Origin of the sequence: Sphingomonas cavernae (assembly GCF_003590775.1) — a bacterium.
In the GTDB taxonomy this organism is placed as follows: domain Bacteria; phylum Pseudomonadota; class Alphaproteobacteria; order Sphingomonadales; family Sphingomonadaceae; genus Sphingobium_A; species Sphingobium_A cavernae.
This window is the reverse complement of the sequence record NZ_QYUM01000002.1, coordinates 1,533,745-1,552,500: the sequence shown is the minus strand read 5'-3', so window position 1 is coordinate 1,552,500 and position 18,756 is coordinate 1,533,745. Positions and strand designations below refer to the sequence as shown.

Sequence of the window (18,756 nt, the reverse complement as noted above, 5' to 3'; positions counted from 1 at the left end):
TGCCATCATGGTGATCGCCTTTCTGGTCGGATCGCGCTTTGGGGTCGCGGGGCTCGCCTGGGCGTGGCTCTTCGGCTTTCCGGTGACCACGCTCGCGGCGTGCGCGCTCGCCCTACCCGTCATAGGCGCGCGCTGGCGCGATCTTGCGCGCGCGGTGGCGCCAGGCCTGATCGCCGCCGCGGGGATGGCGCTTGTCGCGTGGGCAGGCGACTCGATGCTGCCCCCGCTCGCCCCTCTGCCGCACCTGCTGGCGCTCATCGCTCTTGGGGGGCTGTCCTACGCGGCGCTACTTCTGCTCTTCGCACGCGCGACGCTCGACGAGCTGCTTCGGCTCGTCTTTCGGCGTCGGCCTGCTGCTGCCTAAACGCTCTGAATATAGTCGCGCATCGCGTTCGCTTCGGCCTCGATCTTGTCGATACGGTATTTGACGAGATCGCCGATCGAGACGAAGCCGACCATACGGCCCCCTCTGACGACGGGGAGATGGCGGATGCGTCGCTGCGTCATCAGCGACAGAGCACCGAGCGCGGTGGTCTCGGGATCGGTCGTCACCGCGGGCGCGGTCATCACCTCCGCCACGGTTTTTGCAAGCGCGGCCGCGCCCTCGCGCTCGAGGCAGTAGATCACGTCACGCTCAGAAAAGATTCCGAGCACCGCGCCGTTTTCGACGACGGGAAGCGCGCCTATGCGCTTCTCTGCGAGAATCGACACCGCGTCCGCGACACTGGTGTCGCCGGTGATGGAAATGACCGTATGCGGGTTCCGCTCAAGTATCGCCTGGATCGTCATAGCTGCGACTCTCCCTTGCTCTTTTATGCCCTGGAGCCTTGATGTTCCCATGACTTGGCCACAAAGGAAAGGGCATGACCGACGACAGGCCGGACCTTTCCGATCCCGAATATGCCCGCTTCGCGTGGCGCCGGTACAGGAAGCTGATGGCGTGGATGGCGTTGGCGGCGATCATCGCGATCGGCGCCGCGCTGGCCTATCTTCGGCTCAGCTATGGGCCGCTTAGCATTCACATGATTATCGCGACGGTGCTGGGCGTCGGGCTTTCGGTGTTGCTCGGCACCGCTTTGATGGGGCTGGTGTTCCTGAGTTCGGGCACCGGCCATGACGAGAAAATCCAGGACTTTTCCAAGGACGAGAACGAATGACCCAGATCGGCAGCGCGCCCCGCGACCCCATATTGCGCGTGGTCCCCGGCCCCAGCGACATCAACTCCAACGGCCATATCTTTGGCGGCTGGATTCTCTCGCAGATGGATATCGCGGGCGGCATCGTTGCCTCGCGCGAGGCGCAGGGCCCTGTTGCAACGGTCGCGATCGAAGCGATGGAGTTCATCGCGCCGATTCTCGTGCGCGACCTCATTTCCATCTATGCGCATGTCGTGCGGCGCGGCCGCACCAGCCTGGCCATCAAGATCGAAGTGATCGCAACGCGCGATCGCGGCGAGACCGAGGTCAAGGTGACCGAGGCGATCTACACCTTCGTTGCGTTGGACGAAAACCACAGGCCGCAGCCGTTGCCGGGACGCGACTGACGGCGCGGACGATCGCTAGTCGCGTGCTTCATTGACGCGATAGTCGAGCCGTGCGGTCCCATTGGCCGGGATTGTGCTTTCCCAGAGCCATTTGCCGTCCTTGCGCCGGACCTTGTGACTGAATCCCGAAAGCCTTTCGCCGTCCCATCCGGTCAGTTCGGCTTCGAAGCGGATCGGCCAGGGATTGGCGTTGGAAACGGTGAGCGCATAGCGATCCCAGTCCTTGCCCGAATCGAGCGTATCGGTTTCGGCGGTGACATTGGGGGTTTCCCCCACCTTGATCTCGACGTCCTCGCCAATCGCCTTGTCATCGAGCGATGACTCGCCCAGCAGAAGATCGCGCCCCGCAGCCTTGTCGTAGATTGCGACCGAACCCTGGGGCAGCGGCAGGCCGAGGCCGTCTGCCTCGCGATTGCGCGCGCGGATGAGGATTTCGGGCTGCTCGGCGTCGCCGCTGGCGACACGGCTGCGATAGACGATCGAGACGGGCACGCGCTTCCTATCGAGCAAGGCCACCTGTTTCTGGCTGTGGGCGGCGACCGTCACCGGCTCGGGCACGCGGTAAAGTTTGAGATCTGCCAGATCCTCCTGCCGGACCCTGTTTGCTGACACGACGATGCAGCTATCGCAATCATCGCCGACCGCCGGGGCTGCCATTGCCATCTCCATCATCGGCGCGGGCGGTGGAGGCGGTGGCGCCGGGGGTGGCGGCGGCATCAGGCCGCTCGTCGTGGTGTGATTGGGCCAGCAGGTGAGATAGGGTTTGTCAGCCGCACTCGGACGATTCTCTTCCTCAACGCGCTGAACGCGTCCCGCGATCGCCATCGCGTGCGCGTTGACAAAGGTGGTTTCATCAGCGCTCGCCAGCGTCACCCAGCCGAACAGGTCGAGCGACTTGCCGTCCTCCCCAAGCGTCGCGACATAATTGGCCTGCCAGTCGAAATTGGCGGCGAGATAAGAAAGCGTGACGGTCGCCGTCAGCGCGCGGTTGCTACGCGTGCGCACCGACAATGTCGGCTTGGCCGAAAGACCTTCGGGCACTTGCGCGAACAGTGTCGCCTCGGACAGCCCCGAACAGCTTACCGCCTCGAAACCCGCTGCACTCTGGATGATGATTGCCCCGCCCCCGGTTCCGGCAGAACGGAGCACCGCGTCGCTCACCGTCACCTTGCCCGTCGCGCGATCGGTGCGGCGGATCGTCACCGGTCGTCCGAGCGTGCCCGAGGCGAGCGCCGCATAGCTCAGCAGATTGGAGTCCTGGTTCTTCTCGAACACACCTTCGGGCAACCCGGTCACGATCGCGCTTTCGGGAAGAATGCCGCCCGCGACACCTTCGAAGCGTATCGCGCCCTCGCCCGCGGGGATCGATACTCGCCGGGTTTCGGTCACGAGTGCGAAGCCCTGAAGCCAATCGAGATCCATCGCCTCGTCAGCACCGCGGTGTGGCGCGCGATAGATGCTCACCGAAACCGCATCGGGGCCGGGCGATGTCACCGTTTCGGCGAGCGCGTGCGTCGCCGACAGCAACAAGAGGGGCGCGAGCCAGCGCATCGCGCCCGCCTCAATAGCGCGTATCGAAGGTCGCGGTCACGACCGCTTCACCGTTGGCGGGCACGGGCACCTTCCACAGCGCCTCATCGGCCGAACGCCGTTCGCTCTTCAGGTTTTCATCGGTGATCCGCGTATCCTGCCACCAATTGTCGAGCCCCGCCTGAATCAGATCGACCGTCACCGCATTGGCGCGCGCATTGGTGAGCGTGTAACGCATCGTCGTGCGCCAGCGATCCTTGCCGAGCTTTTCGCGCATTTCGACCACGGACCGCACTTTCACGTCGAACGCTTCGCCCGTCTTGAGCGCAAGCGAAGACCCCATCGGGGTGTGCCCGATATTGTTCTCGCCGATGAACTGTGGCTGGCCCCGCGCATCGCGGACGTAGACGCGGACCGTGCCCGCCGGCAGCGCATCGCCGAGACCGTCCGATTTGGCGCTCGAGAATTTAAGCACAGTCGCGGCGCTGCGCGCCTCGTCGCTCGTCCCCAGCCAGCCATTGCGATATTCATAAGCCTTGGATGCCGGCGCACCGGAGACGTCGAGAAAGCTGACCTGCTTCTGCTGCGCCTGCGCGATCGTGGTGCGTTCCTTGATCGGATAGAGATAGAAGTCGCCGAGTTGTTCGCGCGCGGCGGTTTCGGTGCCCGGCCGTTCAAGTGCGCCACCTCCGCGGCGCACCGGGCGATAGCCGCCGCCGTCATTCTGCCCCACCGAACCGGCGACGAGCAGCGTCTCGGCATTGCTGTAAGTCGTTCCGGAATTGTTGGTGAGCGTGATCCAGCCCTGGACGTCGATCGCGCCCTTCGCCTCGTCGAACAGCGCGACATAGTCGGCCTTCCAGCCGAGACCGGGTGTCAGATAGCTGAGCGTCAGTGGCCGCGTGCCCGCGCGCCCCGAATCGAGCGACACCGAAAGCGTGGGCCGCGCGCGCAGATTGGGCGGCACACGATCGAAGATCACGCGAACGGGCAGCCCGTCATCGCGCAGCACCTCTATCCTTGGTCCGATCTGAAGCACCACCCCACCATTGACCGCGAGCACTTTGGCCTGCTCGCGCGTCTCGGCTCCCGTGCCCGGATTGGTGCGGACGATCGTCACCACCTGCCCCACCGCTTTTTCCATCAGTGCGGATGGGGACAGCAGATCATAATCGAAATTCTGCTCGACGATGCCGAAATCGGCCCCGGCGAGCGTCACCGTCTCGGCGCGGATTTGCGCGGACACATCGGGAAACTCGATCTTCGCGCGGCCAGCGGGCAACGCAATCTGGCGCACGTCCTGCACCAGAGCGAGATTGTTGTTGTAGATGGTGACCGCAACATCGCCCTGCGCGTTCTGCGCGAGCGACACCGTCGGTGCGACGGCCAGAGCCAAAGCCAACAGCTTACGCATGACATCCCCCTCCGCTTGGAAGGCATGTCATGCCCTATCACTCGCCCGGCGCGAAGCCGGAAAATGTTTCGGGGGCGAACCCGATTCACGCTTTGAGCGGACACGCTTCGCGCCTCCGCCTCAAACGATCGGGTCCTGGGATCAGAATTCGATCTGCGCGCGCAACGCGACCGAATCTGTGCCGTAGCTGCGCTGGTCGACAGGCCGGGTCGATACCGGCACCACCGTCGCAGCCTGCGGACCGCCCTCCACTTCGATGTGCGAATATTGGAGCAGGAAACGCAGATAATCGACGGGGTTCCAGATCAGGCTCATCTCATAGCCGGTCTGCTGGCCGCCATTGATCAGGATCGGCGCGGGGACCAGATCCGAGGCGAAGCGGTCGCTAAGGTCGAGATAGTCGAGCCGCGCATTGAGCTGGATCGCGCCGATGCCGCCCTTGTCGACCGGATTGCTGACCTTCACTCTGTCCCATTTGCCCGCCTTGTAGGCGCGGGTGTCGCCGGTGAAGAAGAAGCCCGCCTCCACATATCCCTGGAAGAAGTCGGGCGCGCTTTCGAGCACCTGTCCCGCGCCGGTGTTGCCGGTGCTGGGCGAATAGCCGTCGGTCCAGAGCTTGCGTGCCTCGCTGGCAAAATGGAACGGGCCGAAGATGCCCGCGAGCTCGACGCCCAGAATATCGTCGCCCCTGACGTTGAGCGTGCCCGTGTCGACGAAACGGACGTCGGTCAACTGGGTGAAGGGCCGCGCGCGATAGCGCGCCTGGGGCGTCATGGTGGTGGCGTTTTCGCGATGCTGATAATTCGCGCCCAGATGGAGTCGGCCATTGTCGCCGATCCAGGGTGCAAAGGTGCCACGGATGCTCGCCTGCCACTGGTTGTCCGAAAAGCTGTTGTTGATCGGACCCTGGAAGATGCCCGCGGTCAGCGTGTAGCGGTCCTTAGGGTCGACAAGGCCCATCGAAGCGCCGATCCGGCGAGCGAAGCCAAACGCATCAGTCGCCTGATCGCGTTCCAGCACAGTGCCGAGCTTGGAGCTGGTCACCGCGTCGAGACCCGAGAGCGGAAACTGATTGCCCAGCGTCACCAGCAACGGGCTGCCCTTGCCCTGCCAGGTCAGGATCACGTCCTCATAGCCCACCTCGCCATTGGCGAAGTTGAATTCGGCCTTGTAGCCGAAGCCGCCGGGCAGGCTGCCCTGCGCACCGAGCACGATTCGGCGTGCGCGCGTGCGATAACCGAGGTTGGTGGTAGCGATCGCGTCATCGGGGTTGCCGACATAGCCCGTATCGAACTGGAAGAAGCCGGTCGGCTTGAAGCTGAAACCCTTGGCCTTGTCCTCGAACTGCGGCGCGCCTTTCCAGCTTGGTGCCGAAGCTTCCGCTGTCTTGACGGGCGCCTGTGCGGCGGGGGCGGCGCTTGCCGCGGCCGCGGTCGCCTTGCTCGCCTGCATCTGTGCCTCAAGTTCAGTGACCTTGGCCTGAAGCGCGTCGATCTGCGCCTTAAGCGCCTGGATATCCGCGGCGCTAGGCGCAGTCTGCGCCTTGGCGGGTGCTGTCAGCGCGGTGGCACCAAGCAACGCGGCCAGAGTGAGAGTCTTCATCGGCTTTGTCTCTTCATCGAATTTCCGGACGCCCGCCCGCTGTTCGGTGACGCCGCTAAGGCACGTTGATGACAGCCACGCGACAGCAGAATGACTGTTTGATGACATTATAGAACGCCCCGCAATGCAAAAGGGGCGGCACCGCATTACGGTACCACCCCTTGATGTCTTGCATTTGACGCGGAGGCCTATCAGCCTCAGGTCAATCAGCTCTCGACGGTCGCCTCGGCTTCAGCCGACTTGCGCGGACGCCGCGTGCGCGGCTTTGGCGCGGGAGCCGGTTCCTCGGTTGCCGCCGACAGTGCGGGCGGCAGGCGATCTGCGCCGAGGCTCAGCTCGGCAGGCGCATCCACGGCATGACCGTTGGTGTCCGGCTTTGCGGCGCGGCGCGGCCGCAGGCCGGCACGCGCACGGGGCGCGGGCTGCGGCGACTGTGCCTCGGATGCCTCGGGCTCCGCCGGCTCATCGCCATATGCGTGATCCTGCGCCTGATACCGTTCGGGAGCATCTTCGCGGTCCTCACGCTGGGGAGCGCGGTCGCGATTGCGGCGCTGGCGACGGAAGTCGTCCTGCTCCGGCCGTTCGCCACCAGCCTCGTCCTGCGCCTCTTCTGCCCGGACATCCTCGCCGATATCCTCATCGTCCTGGATGTCATCGCGTTGGCGGCGATTTTCCTCGAAGCGGGCACGGCCTTCATTGAGCACGCGGAAATAATGATCCGCGAACTGGAAATAATATTCGGCCATGACCCGGTCGCCCTGGGTCTGGGCGTCGCGCGCAAGGTTCTTGTACTTCTCGTGAAGCTGCGCCGCATTGCCGCGAGCACGATTGTCGATGCGATTGCCCTGTTCGGGCCGGCCCGGGCCGGATTGTGCCCGCTGGCCGCCGCGGCCGCGCCTGCGGCCGGACTGACGATTGTTCATCAAGCTGTATGTGTCCTTGACTAGCGTAAAACCTAGACAACGCTCCCGTTAACACGGTTGTCAGCCCCTGTCCGGCCTTGCCGCGCACGCTTTCAAGCGCGCGCGTCGTGCCTTTTGCCTGAGCCACCGGACTTCAGCGACGTCATGACTTTGGGGGCAGGTAACGGCAAATTCAGAGCTACGCTGTCGATTTGCCCGTCCCTGCTTCCTATCTAGCGAGCGACCCGACGCTCGCCAAGGGGAAATGTGCGAAAAAAGCCGCTATCGCTGTTATTGGCGCGAAAGCAGGATCGCGCGGTCGCGACCGCCCAGGTCCCGCTGGCATGTCACCACACAGCCGCTGTCGGCAAAAAACGCTTCCACCTCCGTGCGTTGCGTGGAGCCTATCTCGATTGCGGCAAGCCCCCCCGCGGCGATCAGCGGAGGAATCTGGCACGCCAGTTTTCGATAGCCCGACAGTCCGTCGGGACCCGCAAACAGCGCTTCGTGCGGCTCAAAGCCGCTGACGCCATGCGCGATCTGCTCGCTTTCGGCGATATAGGGCGGGTTGCACAGGATGAGGTCGAAGCGCTCCGCCAGCCCCTTCGCCCAGTCGCCATGCCGAAAAGTCGCGCGGCCCGCCATGCCCAGCCGCGCCGCATTGGCCCGCGCGATATCGAGCGCGATTTCGGATGCATCGATGCCGAGCCCGATCGCCGCGGGCCATTGATCGAGCGCGGCGAGCAGCAGCGTGCCCGGACCGGTGCCGAGATCGAGCACTGTTCGAGGTCCGTCCGAACCGAAATGCGCGACACCCGCTTCGATCAGCGTCTCGCTGTCGGGGCGGGGGATCAGCACTCCGGGGGCAACGCCCAGCGTGATCGTCCAGAAATCGCGCGTGCCCGTGATATAGGCCAGTGGCTCACCTGTCAGGCGGCGCTCGACCAGCGCCTCGAATCGAGCCGGCGCCACCGAACCCGCGCGTCCCAGCAGCACATCTTCTCGCGAAACGCCCAGCGCATGCGCCATCAGTAGCTCGGCGTCGAGCCGCGGCGTATCACTTGCCCCGTCAAGCCGCCCCGCGGCCACGCGGAGCGCCTCAGCTATCGAGATTGGCAAGCCGCTCAGCCTCATCCTCGGCGACCAGTGCGGAGACGAGTTCGTCGAGCTGCCCCTCGAGGATTTCGGGGAGTCGATGCAGCGTCAGGTTGATCCGGTGATCGGTCACGCGTCCCTGCGGGAAATTATAGGTGCGGATGCGCTCCGATCGGTCGCCCGATCCGACCATCGATTTGCGCGCGCCCGCCTGCGCGCTCGCCAGGCGCTCGCGTTCGGCCTCATAAAGGCGTGCGCGCAGCACCTTCATTGCCTTGGCCTTGTTCTTGTGCTGCGACTTTTCGTCCTGCTGGCTGACAACGATGCCCGACGGCAGGTGGGTGATGCGCACCGCGCTGTCGGTGGTGTTGACGTGCTGCCCGCCCGCGCCCGACGAGCGGAAGACGTCGATGCGCAAATCCTTGTCGTCGATGTCGACATCGACTTCTTCAGGCTCGGGGAGCACCGCCACGGTCGCCGCGGAAGTATGGATTCGCCCGCCGCTTTCGGTGACGGGGACGCGCTGAACGCGGTGGACGCCGCTCTCAAACTTCATCCGCGCGAACACGCCCTGGCCCGACAGGCTGGCGACGACTTCCTTGTAGCCGCCAACATCCGAGGGGCTGGCCGAAATCAGCTCGACGCGCCAGCCCTGATTTTCGGCGAAGCGCGAATACATGCGAAAGAGATCGCCCGCGAACAGCGCCGCCTCATCCCCGCCCGTTCCCGCGCGGATTTCGAGCATCGCGGGCCGCTGATCCGCGACGTCCTTCGGCAGCAGCCGCAGCGCGAGATCCCGTTCGGCCTGAGGCAGCTTGTCGCGGATTTCCGCCGCCTCCTCGACCGCCATTTCGCGAATCTCCTGCTCGGCGCTGCTGTCGGTGACCAGCCCGCCCAGCACCTCGAGTTCGGCGCGCAGCCGGCGCACCTCGCCCGCAGCGATCGCGACGGGTTCGATCTCGGCATATTCCTTGGACAGCGCAACGAACTGCTCGGGCGCGAGGTCGCTGCGCGTCATCATCGCCTGCAGCTCGTCGCGCCGCGCCTCGATCGCGGCAATGCGGTCGGCCGAGATCGAGATCATGCCGCCCGGACCGCTTCCACCAGCGTATCCAGCGTCACTTCGGACTGCGCACCCGAAGCGAGATCCTTGACCGCTGCGACGCCCTTCGCGAGTTCATCATCGCCAAGGATGACAGCGAAGCGCGCACCCGCGGTATTCGCCTTCTGCATGCGCTTCTTCATATTGCCGCGATACGCCATATCGGCCGAAACCCCCGCGCGGCGCAGCGCGGCAACGATGCCCTGCGCCGCGGCCTCGGCGGCTGCGCCCATCGGGATCAGCGCGACCTGCGGTCCTTCGGCTGCCGGCGCACCCGCCAGCATCGCCAGCCGTTCGATCCCCGCAGCCCAGCCAACGCCTGGGGTTTCAGGACCGCCGAGCGAGCCGATCAGCCCGTCATAACGCCCGCCCGCAAGCACCGTGCCCTGCGCGCCCAGCCGGTCGGTGACGAACTCGAAGGCGGTGTGGCGATAATAATCAAGCCCGCGCACCAGCGTTTCGTTGCGCGTCCATTTCACGCCCGCGGCGTCTAGCCCCGACGTCACCGCGGCGAAATAGGCCGCAGCTTCCTCGGTCAGGAAGCCGTCGATCCCGGGCGCGCTGTCGGCGATCGGCCGGTCGCGCGGATCCTTGCTGTCGAGAATACGCAGCGGATTGCGCGCGAGCCGATCGAGACTGTCCTCCGACAGTTCGCCGCGGTGCTTCTCGAAATGCGCGATCAGCGCGGCGCGCCAGGCGTCGCGCGTCGGCGCGTCGCCCAACGTGTTGAGCTGAAGCGTCACCTCGTCGGCAATGCCGAGTTCGCGCAAGAGCTGGTCGGCAAAGACGAGCAGCTCAATATCCGCCTGCGGTTCGGCGGCGCCGATGATCTCGGCATCGATCTGGTGGAACTGGCGAAAACGTCCTTTCTGCGGGCGTTCATAGCGAAATACCGGGCCCGAGGCCGCGAGCTTCAGTGGGGCGAACTGCTGCCAGCCCTCGGTCAGATAGGCGCGGCAGATGCCCGCGGTGAATTCGGGGCGCAGCGTCAGCGAATCCCCACCGCGATCGGGAAAGGTATACATCTCCTTCGAGACGACATCGGTGGTCTCGCCGATCGAGCGTGCGAAGACCGCGGTCGCCTCGAACACGGGCACCTCGACGCGCTGGAAGCCGTAGAGCACGCGGACGCGGTCGAACGTGTCGACGACATGCTGATAGGCGCGCTGCGCCTCGCCGAGCATGTCCTGCGTTCCACGGATGCGATTTGGGGTCTGTCCAGCCATAATGCTGCGCTATCTAGTAGAGAGTTTTCAAAATCGCTAGCGTCCGCATCATGACGCAGCCGGAACGCAAGGGTGTGGGCAATCGGATAGCGCCGCCGCGCTTCCTGCTGTTCCTGTTCGTTCTGATCTTCGGCATCCCGACTGCTGCCCAGCTATTTGCACCTGAAGACTGGCGGCTGGCGCTGCTGGCGGCATTTGACGCCGCCGCGCTCTGCTTCCTGATCGCGGCCGCAATGCTGCTCAAACAAGGCGACGCCGACGTGATGCGCAATCATGCGGCTGCGAACGACGCCAACCGGCTGCTCATGCTGGTTATCACCGTCGTCGTCTTGATCGCCATACTCGTGACGATCGGGTCGCTGCTCAGCCCGGGCGAGACGCGCGACGCACGCGATGCGCTTGTCGTGGTCATATCGCTCGCGAGCACCTGGCTGTTCGCCAACACGGTGTTCGCGATGCATTATGCGCATCTCTATTATCTGCCCGACGCCGCGGGCGATTTCGGCGGACTGGAGTTTCCGGGAGACGACACCCCCGATTACTGGGACTTCCTCTATTTCAGCTTCACGCTGGGCATGACCTTCCAGACGTCCGACGTCACCGTTGCGGGCGGACATATGCGGCGAATCGTGCTGCTGCAGAGCATGGCGGCGTTCGTGTTCAACATCGGCATCCTCGCATTCGTCATCAACACGCTGGGTGGAGCATGAATCTTGCGCGCGGGGGTGGACCCCAGCGCGTCGGTCGCCCTAAGAGCATGTAACAATATCGCATGATTCCGGGGGAAATCCTTTCCATGTTCGCACGTCTGATTGTTATGCCGCTGCTGCTCGCGTCCACGTCCGCATTGGCGCAGAACAGCGTTTCACAGCCAGCACCGGTGGCCGACACGATCGCACCGCCGCAAGACATCGCCTATCCCGGCACAATGACGCTCGATGTCGACGCGACCGACGTCCAGCGGGCGATCTACCGCGTGAAGCAGACCATCCCCGTCGCCAAGGCGGGGGCCATGACCTTGCTCTTTTCCGACTGGCTGCCCGGCAAGCATGCGCCGCGTGGCGAGATCGAGAAGCTCGCCGGCCTCAAGATTCGTGCGGCAGGCAAGACGCTCGCATGGCGGCGCGACAATCTGGACGTCCACGCCTTCCATATCGACGTGCCCGAGGGCGCGTCTCAGCTCGACATCAGCTTCGACTTCGTCTCCGCGACCGATGAGGATCAGGGTCGCGTCGTCATCACGCCCGTCATGATGAACCTGCAGTTCGAGCAGGTCTCGCTCTACCCCGCCGGCTATTTCACGCGTCGTATCCCGGTGAAGGCGACGGTGAAATATCCCTCCGGGTGGAAGGCGGCGTCGGGCCTGCCGTCGAGCGCCAATGGCTCGACCTACAACTACGAAACCACCGATTACGAGACGCTCATCGATTCGCCCGTCTTTGCGGGCAGGCATTTCCGCCGCGAGCAACTGACCCCGCGCGTCGGCCTCAACATCGTCGCTGACGAGGCCAAATATCTCGCGGCCAAGCCCGAGCACATTGCGGCGCATCGTCGGCTCGCCGAGCAGGCGGTCAAGCTGTTCGGCGTGCAGCATTACGACAAGTACGAATTCCTGCTGGCGCTGACCGATGAGATGGGCGGGATCGGGCTCGAGCATCACCGTTCCTCCGAAAACGGCGTGAACCGTGAATATTTCACCGAGTGGGACAAGGGCCCCGGCCGCCGCAACCTGCTGCCGCACGAGCTCACGCATAGCTGGAACGGCAAGCATCGCCGTCCTGCGGGCAACTGGACGCCCAATTTCAACGTGCCGATGAACGACGATCTGCTCTGGGTCTATGAAGGGCAGACGCAGTTCTGGGGCTATGTGCTCGGTGCGCGTTCGGGGCTGTTCTCGAAGCAGGAGACGCTGGACGCGCTCGCCTCCATCGCCGCCAGCCTCGACAATCGCGCGGGCCTGCAATGGCGCCCGCTGCGCGACACGACCAACGATCCCGTCATCACGCCGCGCAAGCCCAAGGGCTGGACGAGCTGGCAACGTTCGGAAGACTATTACAATGGCGGCATGCTCGTCTGGCTCGAAGCCGACACGATCATCCGCAGGCAATCGGGCGGCAGGAAGTCGATGGACGATTTCGCGCAAAGCTTCTTCGGCGGCCGCGACGGGGACTGGGGCGTGCGCACCTATGTGTTCGGCGATGTCGTCGCGGCGCTCAACGGCGTCGTCGCCTGGGACTGGGCGGGCTTTCTGACGCAGCGTCTGGCCGAGACCTCGAAGAACGCGCCGCTCAAGGGCTTCACCGATGCTGGCTATCGCCTCGTCTATACCGAGGAGCCGACAAGCTTCATCACCGATGGCGAGCGCCGCGGCAAGAACACCGATCTGAGCTATTCGCTGGGCCTGACGGTCAAGAACAGCGGCGAGGTGAGCCAGGTGATGTGGGACAGCCCGGCATTCGACGCGGGGCTGCGCATCAGCGACAAGATCGTCGCGGTCGCGGGCCACGCCTGGTCGGACGATCGCATCAAGGAGGCGATCACCGCGGCCAAAAGCAACAAGGCGCCCATTCGGCTCCTGATCCAGTCAGGTGATCGCTTCCGCGATGTGGAAATCGCCTATGCGGGCGGTCTGCGCTATCCAAGGCTCGAAAAAGCGGCTAACGGCGCGGCGACTCTCGACCGTCTTCTGGAGCCTAAACCTTGAACATCGACCTTATCCCGGTCGGGGACAACCCGCCCGAGAGCATCAACGTCATCATCGAAGTGCCCGTCGGCGGCGAACCCGTGAAATACGAGTTCGACAAGAAGTCGGGCGCGCTGTTCGTCGATCGCATCCTCCACACGCCGATGCGCTATCCCGCCAATTACGGCTTCATCCCGCACACACTGTCGCCCGACGGCGATCCGCTCGACGCGCTCGTCGTCGCGCGTTCACCCTTCATCCCCGGCTCCGTGGTGAAGGTGCGCCCGATCGCGGTGCTCTATCTGGAAGACGAGGCCGGCGGCGACGAAAAGCTGCTGACGGTGCCCGTCGACAAAACCTTCCCCTATTACACCGATGTCGGCGAGAAGGACGACCTGCCCTCAATCGTGATGGCGCAGATCGAGCACTTCTTCACCCACTATAAGGACCTGGAGTCCGAGAAGTGGGTCCGCGTCGGCACCTGGGGCAATGCGGACGACGCGCGCAAGGTGCTCGAGGAAGCCATCGAGCGCGCCAAGGCCTAAGCAGAAATGGCGAATTGAAGGTCCCGCAGCGACGGGCGAGGGCAGATGCCTTCCGCCTTGTCGGCGCGGGACTTTTGGTTTCTAGCTTGCGGGTACGATGAGAAGCGTTTCCGACACCATATCCGTCCGCCTCTATCACCTCGACGGCGAGGCAGAGGGCGGCGCCGCGACGACGCTGTTCTACGGGCCGCTCTCAGAGGCGATCACAATCGCCGCGCGCCAGCCCACCGAATTGCAGGATGGCCTGTTCATCGCCACGGACAATGATGTGATCACCTATCTCGACCTGATCGAGGAATAAGCCGAACGGGCGACCGATGTCGGCCAGGAGCGGACTGACGGATAGGCTACCGGCCAGTCCGCGACGAAACTCGTAGCAGCTCGAGAGTCAGCCCTGTGGAATTCTGGTCATGTTGGGCAACTGGTGCGCAATGCCCTTGTGGCAGTCGATGCAGGTGTTCTTGCCGGTGCCGAGATAGCGCTGGTGGATCTGCGCGGCGCGGCGCGACTGACGCGTGAGATCCATCGAGTCATATTGATGGCAGTTGCGGCATTCTAGTGAGTCATTTGCCTTCAGCCGTGCCCATTCGTGTTTGGCGAGCTCAAGCCGCTTGTCGAGGAACTTCTCGCGTGTGTTCACGGTGCCGAAGATCTTGCCCCAGACCTCCTTCGACGCCTGCATCTTGCGCGCCATCTTGTCGGTCCAGTTGTGCGGAACGTGGCAGTCCGAGCAGACCGCGCGCACGCCCGAGCGATTATTGTAGTGGATCGTCGTCTTCAGCTCGGCGAACACATTGTCGTGCATCTCGTGGCAGCCCGTGCAGAATTGCTCGGTATTGGTCGCCTCCATCGCGGTGTTGAAGCCACCCCAGAACATGATGCCCGCGATGAAACCGCCGAGCGTCAGGAATCCGAGGCTGAAGTGCACGCTGGGCGAGCTTAGCGCGCTCCAGAAGGGCCGCAGCCACGACCAGACGCCATTCCAGATCGCGCGGATTCGAGCCCCGATCATCTTGCTGCCTCCCCCGTCGAGCTGATCTCGATGCCCTTGAAATTATTGTCCACCAGCGGCGGCGCGTCGGTTTGCACGACATGGCACTGGACACAGAAATAGCGACGCGAGGATATCTGCTCGAGAACCTTCCCCTCGCGCGTGACATAGTGATTTTCGCTGACGGGCGGCGCTTGGAACTTCACGGCGTTGGAGCGCGTGTGGCACAGCATGCACCGGTTGGTGTTGACGGTGAGCTGGTAGTTGTCGATCGCGTGCGGGATCGTCGGCGGCTGCATTTCATAATTCACCGGCCGCGGACGATCGAAATTCTCCACGCGCGCCATCGGGGGCGGACTTGCCTCCTTGTCGATAGGAACGCCGCGGCGCATCGCGTCGATCTGCTGACCCGCATTGGTGATGACGACGGGATCGTCGGGGCTCTTGCCCGGCACCTCTTCATGCCCCGATCCGCATCCGCCCAGGGCTAGCGTGAGGGCCAGGAGCGACGATATGGCAGAACGCATTCTCGATCCCCTTTCAGGCCATCACCACCTTCACCGCGCATTTCTTGAAATCGGTCTGCTTCGAGATCGGACAGGTCGCATCGAGCGTCGACTTGTTGATGAGCTGCCCGGCGTCGAACCAGGGCACGAAGACGAGGCCGCACGGCACGCGATTGCGTCCGCGCGTCTCGACGCGGCTGCGCATCTCTCCGCGGCGCGAGATCACCTTCACCTCGTCACCACGCTTGAGCCCGCGCGCCTTGGCGTCGTCGGGATTCATGAACACGACCGCAGCAGGAAAGGCCTTGTAGAGCTCGGGCACGCGCATCGTCATCGACCCTGAATGCCAGTGCTCCAGCACGCGCCCCGTGACGAGCCAGAGGTCATATTCGGCGTCGGGCGCTTCGGCGGGCGGCTCATAGGGCAGCGCCCAGATCACCGCGCGTCCGTCCTTGTTGCCATAGAACTGCCAGTCGCTGCCGGGCTTCACATAGGGATCGCTGCCTTCCTTGAAGCGCCAGCGCGTCTCACGCCCGTTGACCACGGGCCAGCGCAGGCCGCGCGCCTTGTGATATTGGTCGAAGGGCGCGAGATCGTGACCATGGCCGCGGCCAAACTCGGCATATTCCTCGAACAGCCCCTTTTGCGGGTAAAAGCCGAAGACCTTCGCCTCGTCATTGTCGTATCCCGCCTCGACGTCGCCCACCGGGAAGCGATCGACCTTGCCGTTGCGGAACAGCACGTCGAACAACGTCTTGCCCTTGTACGCCGGATTGGCTGCGAGCAGTTCGGCGGACCAGCATTCGTCGGTGGTGAAGCGCTTGGAGAATTCCATGAGCTGCCATAGGTCGGAGCGCGCCTCGCCCGGAGCCTTGACGAGTTGGTGCCAGAACTGCGTCCGGCGCTCGGCATTGCCATAGGCGCCTTCCTTCTCGACCCACATCGCGGTCGGCAGGATCAGGTCGGCGGCCTGCGCAGTTACGGTCGGATAGGGATCCGAGACGACGATGAAATTGTCGGGGTTGCGATAGCCCGGATAGCCTTCCTCGTTGAGGTTGGCGGCGGCCTGCATGTTGTTGTTGGCCATCACCCAATAGGCGTTGAGCTTTCCATCCTTGAGCATCCGGTTCTGCTCGACGATGTGATAGCCGACCTTGTCTACGATCGTGCCGTGCGGGATCTTCCAGATCTCCTCGGCGTGTCGGCGATGCTCAGGATTGGTGACCACGAGATCCGCGGGCAGGCGGTGCGAGAAGGTGCCCACCTCGCGCGCGGTGCCGCACGCCGAGGGCTGCCCGGTCAGCGAGAAGGGGCTGTTGCCCGGCGTCGAGATCTTACCCGTCAGCAGATGGATGTTGTAGACCATGTTGTTGGCCCAGGTGCCACGCGTGTGCTGGTTGAAGCCCATCGTCCACAGCGACATCACCTTGACCTTGGGGTCCGCGTAGAGCTCGGCGAGATGCCTGAGCCAGCCCTTTTCGACGCCGCTCATCTCGGCGGCGTAGTCAAGTGTGTAGGGCTCCACGAATTTTGCGAACGCATCGAAATCGATCGGCTGGCCGCCGCCGGGATCCTTCGCGTTTCTGGCTTTCACCTCGAGCGGATTGTCGGGTCGCAGGCCATAGCCGATATCGTCGTTCCCGCGCTTGAAGCTCACATGCTTGCGGACGAAATCCTCGTTGACCTTGCCTTCCCGGATGATGTGGTTGGCGATGTAGTTGAGGATGACGAGATCGGTCTGCGGCTTGAAGATGATCGGGATGTCCGCAAGATCGAAGCTGCGATGCTCGAAGGTCGAGAGCACAGCCACCTTCACATGGGGGTGTGAGAGGCGACGATCGGTGACGCGCGTCCAGAGGATCGGGTGCATTTCCGCCATATTCGAGCCCCACAGCACGAAGGCGTCGGCGGCCTCGAAATCGTCATAGCAGCCCATCGGTTCGTCGATGCCGAAGGTACGCATGAAGCCCATCACCGCCAATGCCATGCAATGCCGGGCATTGGGATCGAGGTGATTGCTGCGGAAACCCGCCTTCATCAGCTTGTTCGCGGCATAGCCTTCCCAGACCGTCCATTGGCCCGAGCCCGCCATGCCGATGCCCGTGCCGCCCTTTTCCTTGAGCACGCGCTTGAACTGCGCCGCCATCACATCGAACGCCTCGTCCCAGCTCACCGGCACGAAGTCGCCATCCTTGGAGAACTGCCCGTCCTTCTTGCGCAGCAGCGGAGTCGTCAGCCGATCAGCGCCGTACATGATCTTGGAGAGAAAATAGCCTTTCACGCAGTTGAGCCCGCGATTCACCTCAGCCTCGGGATCGCCGTGCGTCGCCACGACGCGATTGTCCTGCACCGCGACCGACACGCCGCATCCGGTGCCGCAGAAGCGACACGGCGCTTTGCTCCATTTGAGTTCGCCTGGCGTCGCCTGGGCAGCAGCCTCTGCCAGCCGCGGAGGAAGCGTCATGCCCGCCACCGAGGCAGCCGCGCCGACGGCGCTCGCCCGGATGAAATCGCGACGTGTCGTCATGACCGGCCTTCCTGTTCAGCCCGCCGGCACGCACTCCTGGGCGAGCGCGGCGCCGGGCTCGGCATGGTGGTACACAAGATTGATGCTGATCACGCCCGCTATGGCGCGTGCGGCGTCCATGCAGCCAAGCAGTTCGCGCGTGCCGCCACATTCGTGGAGCAGGATCATGCGACCGTCCTCGCGTGCCGCGATTTCCAGCCCCTCCCACTCCGCGGCCAGCCGATCGAGCGCCGTCGCGGCTTCGGGAACATGCCGGACGATGAAGCTCGCGATATGGACTTCGTCATCCATGCGGATTCTCCGGGCGGGCGAGCGATATCGCGGATACCGGGCAGATGCCGACACACGCGCCGCACCCTGTGCAGCGATCGGTATCGAGTTCGGGCGCCGCCCCGCCCTGAGCGGGCCTGAAACGGATCGCCATCTCACCGCACGCATCGCGGCAACTGAAGCAGGTTACGCCGTTCTTCGCGAGGCAGGTCGAAGCGATGCCGGCCTTCAACCTCCAGGCCGGCTGGGCTTGTGTCTTGTCAAGCGCACGCGGGATGCAGGCCGTCACGCAGGCCTCGCAGAACAGGCACTCGCCAAGCATGGGGTCGAAGACCGGATATCCGCCTTCGCTGCGCGCAAGGACATGTTCCGGGCATGCCTCGATGCAAACCCCGCAACCATCGCACGCAACCAGAAAATTGGGCTCGTCGAGCGCCCAAGGCGGCCGCAATGCCGGCTCCGCCTGCACCCCGCCGCGCAGGAACGCGCGCCGTGCGGGCGAGAAGGCCGCCACTCGCGTCATATGCCCGGCGGCCCCATCATGAGCTGCCACATCCAGACGACGAAACCGTATGCCGCGACGATACCGATGGCCAGAAGGGGAAACAGGACAACGGTCAGAAAGAGGAAAAGCTGGAGTTCCCTCCGCTTCGTCGCTGGGCCGAACTCCTGCTTCATTCGCAGCTCCGCAAGGCATGCGGCGCTTGCCGCCAAAGCAGAATATCAAAGACATAGCCCCAAGACCACCGGATAAACTTTGGTTCAGCCGGCACCTCGGCTGCCTATCCCGCACACACTCTTCGAGAATGCCGGCTCGTCG

General features: G+C 64.1%; 21 protein-coding genes (1 of these 21 only partly in view). 7 read left to right on the top strand and 14 right to left on the bottom strand.

The genetic code is table 11. From position 1 onward, the window contains the following. Window positions 1–364: the 3' portion of a lipopolysaccharide biosynthesis protein gene (locus D3876_RS07725; protein WP_119760848.1), read on the top strand. 1,082 nt of this gene lie to the left of the window's left edge; only the last 364 of its 1,446 coding nucleotides appear in the window; the start codon falls outside the window, past its left edge; it ends in the stop codon at window positions 362–364. Here the strand turns inward: D3876_RS07725 and D3876_RS07720 are convergent. Then, window positions 361–789 carry a CBS domain-containing protein gene (locus tag D3876_RS07720; protein ID WP_119760846.1) on the bottom strand — a complete coding sequence of 143 codons (429 nt, stop codon included), beginning with the start codon at window positions 787–789 and terminating at the stop codon, window positions 361–363. The two genes, D3876_RS07725 and D3876_RS07720, sit on opposite strands and share 4 nt — an antisense overlap. Before the next feature lie 74 nt (window positions 790–863). On the opposite strand from D3876_RS07720, the gene D3876_RS07715 reads away from it, so the two are divergent. After that, window positions 864–1,157, top strand: coding sequence for a hypothetical protein (locus D3876_RS07715; RefSeq protein WP_119760845.1), 294 nt, complete (start codon window positions 864–866; stop codon window positions 1,155–1,157). After that, a complete protein-coding gene (locus D3876_RS07710; RefSeq protein WP_119760843.1) occupies window positions 1,154–1,543 on the top strand; it encodes an acyl-CoA thioesterase in 390 nt (129 codons plus the stop codon). The genes D3876_RS07715 and D3876_RS07710 overlap by 4 nt, the downstream gene beginning before the upstream one ends. 15 nt (window positions 1,544–1,558) lie before the next feature. On the opposite strand, the gene D3876_RS07705 is transcribed toward D3876_RS07710, so the two are convergent. The 7 genes from D3876_RS07705 to hisS all read right to left on the bottom strand — a co-directional run bounded on the left by D3876_RS07705 (window position 1,559) and on the right by hisS (window position 10,414). Then, window positions 1,559–3,094, bottom strand: a complete 1,536-nt coding sequence (locus D3876_RS07705) for a DUF4139 domain-containing protein (RefSeq protein ID WP_119760842.1) — start codon at window positions 3,092–3,094, stop codon at window positions 1,559–1,561. Window positions 3,095–3,104: 10 nt separating this feature from the next. Continuing rightward, a complete protein-coding gene (locus tag D3876_RS07700; RefSeq protein WP_119760840.1) occupies window positions 3,105–4,487 on the bottom strand; it encodes a DUF4139 domain-containing protein in 1,383 nt (460 codons plus the stop codon). 141 nt (window positions 4,488–4,628) lie between these two features. Continuing rightward, entirely contained in the window at window positions 4,629–6,089 is a 1,461-nt protein-coding gene (locus tag D3876_RS07695) for an OprO/OprP family phosphate-selective porin (RefSeq protein WP_182911918.1), read from the bottom strand. Between the two features lie 206 nt (window positions 6,090–6,295). Next, window positions 6,296–7,012 carry a DUF4167 domain-containing protein gene (locus D3876_RS07690; protein ID WP_338014317.1) on the bottom strand — a complete coding sequence of 239 codons (717 nt, stop codon included), beginning with the start codon at window positions 7,010–7,012 and terminating at the stop codon, window positions 6,296–6,298. Window positions 7,013–7,282: 270 nt separating this feature from the next. Beyond that, window positions 7,283–8,110 carry a peptide chain release factor N(5)-glutamine methyltransferase gene (gene prmC, locus D3876_RS07685; RefSeq protein ID WP_420801942.1) on the bottom strand — a complete coding sequence of 276 codons (828 nt, stop codon included), beginning with the start codon at window positions 8,108–8,110 and terminating at the stop codon, window positions 7,283–7,285. Beyond that, complete coding sequence (gene prfA / locus D3876_RS07680) at window positions 8,091–9,170, bottom strand: peptide chain release factor 1 (RefSeq protein ID WP_119760834.1); 1,080 nt, start codon at window positions 9,168–9,170, stop codon at window positions 8,091–8,093. The genes prmC and prfA overlap by 20 nt, the downstream gene beginning before the upstream one ends. Next, a complete protein-coding gene (gene hisS / locus D3876_RS07675; protein WP_119760832.1) occupies window positions 9,167–10,414 on the bottom strand; it encodes a histidine--tRNA ligase in 1,248 nt (415 codons plus the stop codon). Before hisS ends, prfA begins: the two co-directional genes overlap by 4 nt. A 50-nt stretch (window positions 10,415–10,464) precedes the next feature. Here hisS and D3876_RS07670 point away from each other — a divergent pair, with 50 nt between their 5' ends. The 4 genes from D3876_RS07670 to D3876_RS07655 all read left to right on the top strand — a co-directional run bounded on the left by D3876_RS07670 (window position 10,465) and on the right by D3876_RS07655 (window position 13,943). Continuing rightward, window positions 10,465–11,124: a DUF1345 domain-containing protein gene (locus tag D3876_RS07670; RefSeq protein WP_119760830.1), complete on the top strand. Its 660-nt coding sequence runs from the start codon at window positions 10,465–10,467 to the stop codon at window positions 11,122–11,124. A gap of 86 nt (window positions 11,125–11,210) precedes the next feature. Then, window positions 11,211–13,118, top strand: a complete 1,908-nt coding sequence (locus tag D3876_RS07665) for a M61 family metallopeptidase (protein WP_119760829.1) — start codon at window positions 11,211–11,213, stop codon at window positions 13,116–13,118. Further along, window positions 13,115–13,642, top strand: a complete 528-nt coding sequence (gene ppa, locus D3876_RS07660; protein WP_119760827.1) for an inorganic diphosphatase — start codon at window positions 13,115–13,117, stop codon at window positions 13,640–13,642. The genes D3876_RS07665 and ppa overlap by 4 nt, the downstream gene beginning before the upstream one ends. Window positions 13,643–13,739: 97 nt before the next feature. Further along, a complete protein-coding gene (locus D3876_RS07655; RefSeq protein ID WP_119760825.1) occupies window positions 13,740–13,943 on the top strand; it encodes a hypothetical protein in 204 nt (67 codons plus the stop codon). A gap of 87 nt (window positions 13,944–14,030) precedes the next feature. Here the strand turns inward: D3876_RS07655 and D3876_RS07650 are convergent, their stop codons facing one another. Genes D3876_RS07650 through napE form a run of 6 tightly spaced genes read right to left on the bottom strand, consistent with a single transcriptional unit; the run spans window position 14,031 to window position 18,614 of the window. Then, window positions 14,031–14,654 carry a cytochrome c3 family protein gene (locus tag D3876_RS07650; protein WP_119760823.1) on the bottom strand — a complete coding sequence of 208 codons (624 nt, stop codon included), beginning with the start codon at window positions 14,652–14,654 and terminating at the stop codon, window positions 14,031–14,033. Further along, on the bottom strand, window positions 14,651–15,160 hold the full coding sequence (locus D3876_RS07645) for a nitrate reductase cytochrome c-type subunit (RefSeq protein ID WP_119760822.1): 510 nt from the start codon (window positions 15,158–15,160) through the stop codon (window positions 14,651–14,653). The genes D3876_RS07650 and D3876_RS07645 overlap by 4 nt, the downstream gene beginning before the upstream one ends. A 13-nt stretch (window positions 15,161–15,173) precedes the next feature. Further along, window positions 15,174–17,666 (bottom strand): periplasmic nitrate reductase subunit alpha, encoded by a 2,493-nt coding sequence (napA, locus tag D3876_RS07640; protein WP_119760820.1) that lies wholly within the window; start codon window positions 17,664–17,666, stop codon window positions 15,174–15,176. 15 nt (window positions 17,667–17,681) lie between these two features. Beyond that, window positions 17,682–17,957 carry a chaperone NapD gene (locus tag D3876_RS07635; RefSeq protein WP_119760819.1) on the bottom strand — a complete coding sequence of 92 codons (276 nt, stop codon included), beginning with the start codon at window positions 17,955–17,957 and terminating at the stop codon, window positions 17,682–17,684. Continuing rightward, window positions 17,950–18,459, bottom strand: coding sequence for a ferredoxin-type protein NapF (napF, locus tag D3876_RS07630; protein ID WP_119760817.1), 510 nt, complete (start codon window positions 18,457–18,459; stop codon window positions 17,950–17,952). The genes D3876_RS07635 and napF overlap by 8 nt, the downstream gene beginning before the upstream one ends. Continuing rightward, complete coding sequence (gene napE / locus D3876_RS07625; RefSeq protein WP_119760816.1) at window positions 18,456–18,614, bottom strand: periplasmic nitrate reductase, NapE protein; 159 nt, start codon at window positions 18,612–18,614, stop codon at window positions 18,456–18,458. The genes napF and napE overlap by 4 nt, the downstream gene beginning before the upstream one ends. Window positions 18,615–18,756 lie beyond the last annotated feature (142 nt).

Coding starts and splice junctions, on each gene's coding strand:
- D3876_RS07710 (WP_119760843.1), top strand. CDS start 1,154: ATGACCCAGATCGGCAGCGCGCCCCGCGACCCCATATTGCGCGTGGTC.
- napF (WP_119760817.1), bottom strand. CDS start 18,459: ATGACGCGAGTGGCGGCCTTCTCGCCCGCACGGCGCGCGTTCCTGCGC.
- D3876_RS07705 (WP_119760842.1), bottom strand. CDS start 3,094: ATGCGCTGGCTCGCGCCCCTCTTGTTGCTGTCGGCGACGCACGCGCTC.
- D3876_RS07695 (WP_182911918.1), bottom strand. CDS start 6,089: ATGAAGACTCTCACTCTGGCCGCGTTGCTTGGTGCCACCGCGCTGACA.
- D3876_RS07635 (WP_119760819.1), bottom strand. CDS start 17,957: ATGGATGACGAAGTCCATATCGCGAGCTTCATCGTCCGGCATGTTCCC.
- D3876_RS07655 (WP_119760825.1), top strand. CDS start 13,740: ATGAGAAGCGTTTCCGACACCATATCCGTCCGCCTCTATCACCTCGAC.
- D3876_RS07700 (WP_119760840.1), bottom strand. CDS start 4,487: ATGCGTAAGCTGTTGGCTTTGGCTCTGGCCGTCGCACCGACGGTGTCG.
- D3876_RS07720 (WP_119760846.1), bottom strand. CDS start 789: ATGACGATCCAGGCGATACTTGAGCGGAACCCGCATACGGTCATTTCC.
- napA (WP_119760820.1), bottom strand. CDS start 17,666: ATGACGACACGTCGCGATTTCATCCGGGCGAGCGCCGTCGGCGCGGCT.
- D3876_RS07650 (WP_119760823.1), bottom strand. CDS start 14,654: ATGATCGGGGCTCGAATCCGCGCGATCTGGAATGGCGTCTGGTCGTGG.
- prfA (WP_119760834.1), bottom strand. CDS start 9,170: ATGATCTCGATCTCGGCCGACCGCATTGCCGCGATCGAGGCGCGGCGC.
- D3876_RS07690 (WP_338014317.1), bottom strand. CDS start 7,012: ATGAACAATCGTCAGTCCGGCCGCAGGCGCGGCCGCGGCGGCCAGCGG.
- hisS (WP_119760832.1), bottom strand. CDS start 10,414: ATGGCTGGACAGACCCCAAATCGCATCCGTGGAACGCAGGACATGCTC.
- napE (WP_119760816.1), bottom strand. CDS start 18,614: ATGAAGCAGGAGTTCGGCCCAGCGACGAAGCGGAGGGAACTCCAGCTT.
- D3876_RS07670 (WP_119760830.1), top strand. CDS start 10,465: ATGACGCAGCCGGAACGCAAGGGTGTGGGCAATCGGATAGCGCCGCCG.
- D3876_RS07645 (WP_119760822.1), bottom strand. CDS start 15,160: ATGCGTTCTGCCATATCGTCGCTCCTGGCCCTCACGCTAGCCCTGGGC.
- D3876_RS07665 (WP_119760829.1), top strand. CDS start 11,211: ATGTTCGCACGTCTGATTGTTATGCCGCTGCTGCTCGCGTCCACGTCC.
- D3876_RS07715 (WP_119760845.1), top strand. CDS start 864: ATGACCGACGACAGGCCGGACCTTTCCGATCCCGAATATGCCCGCTTC.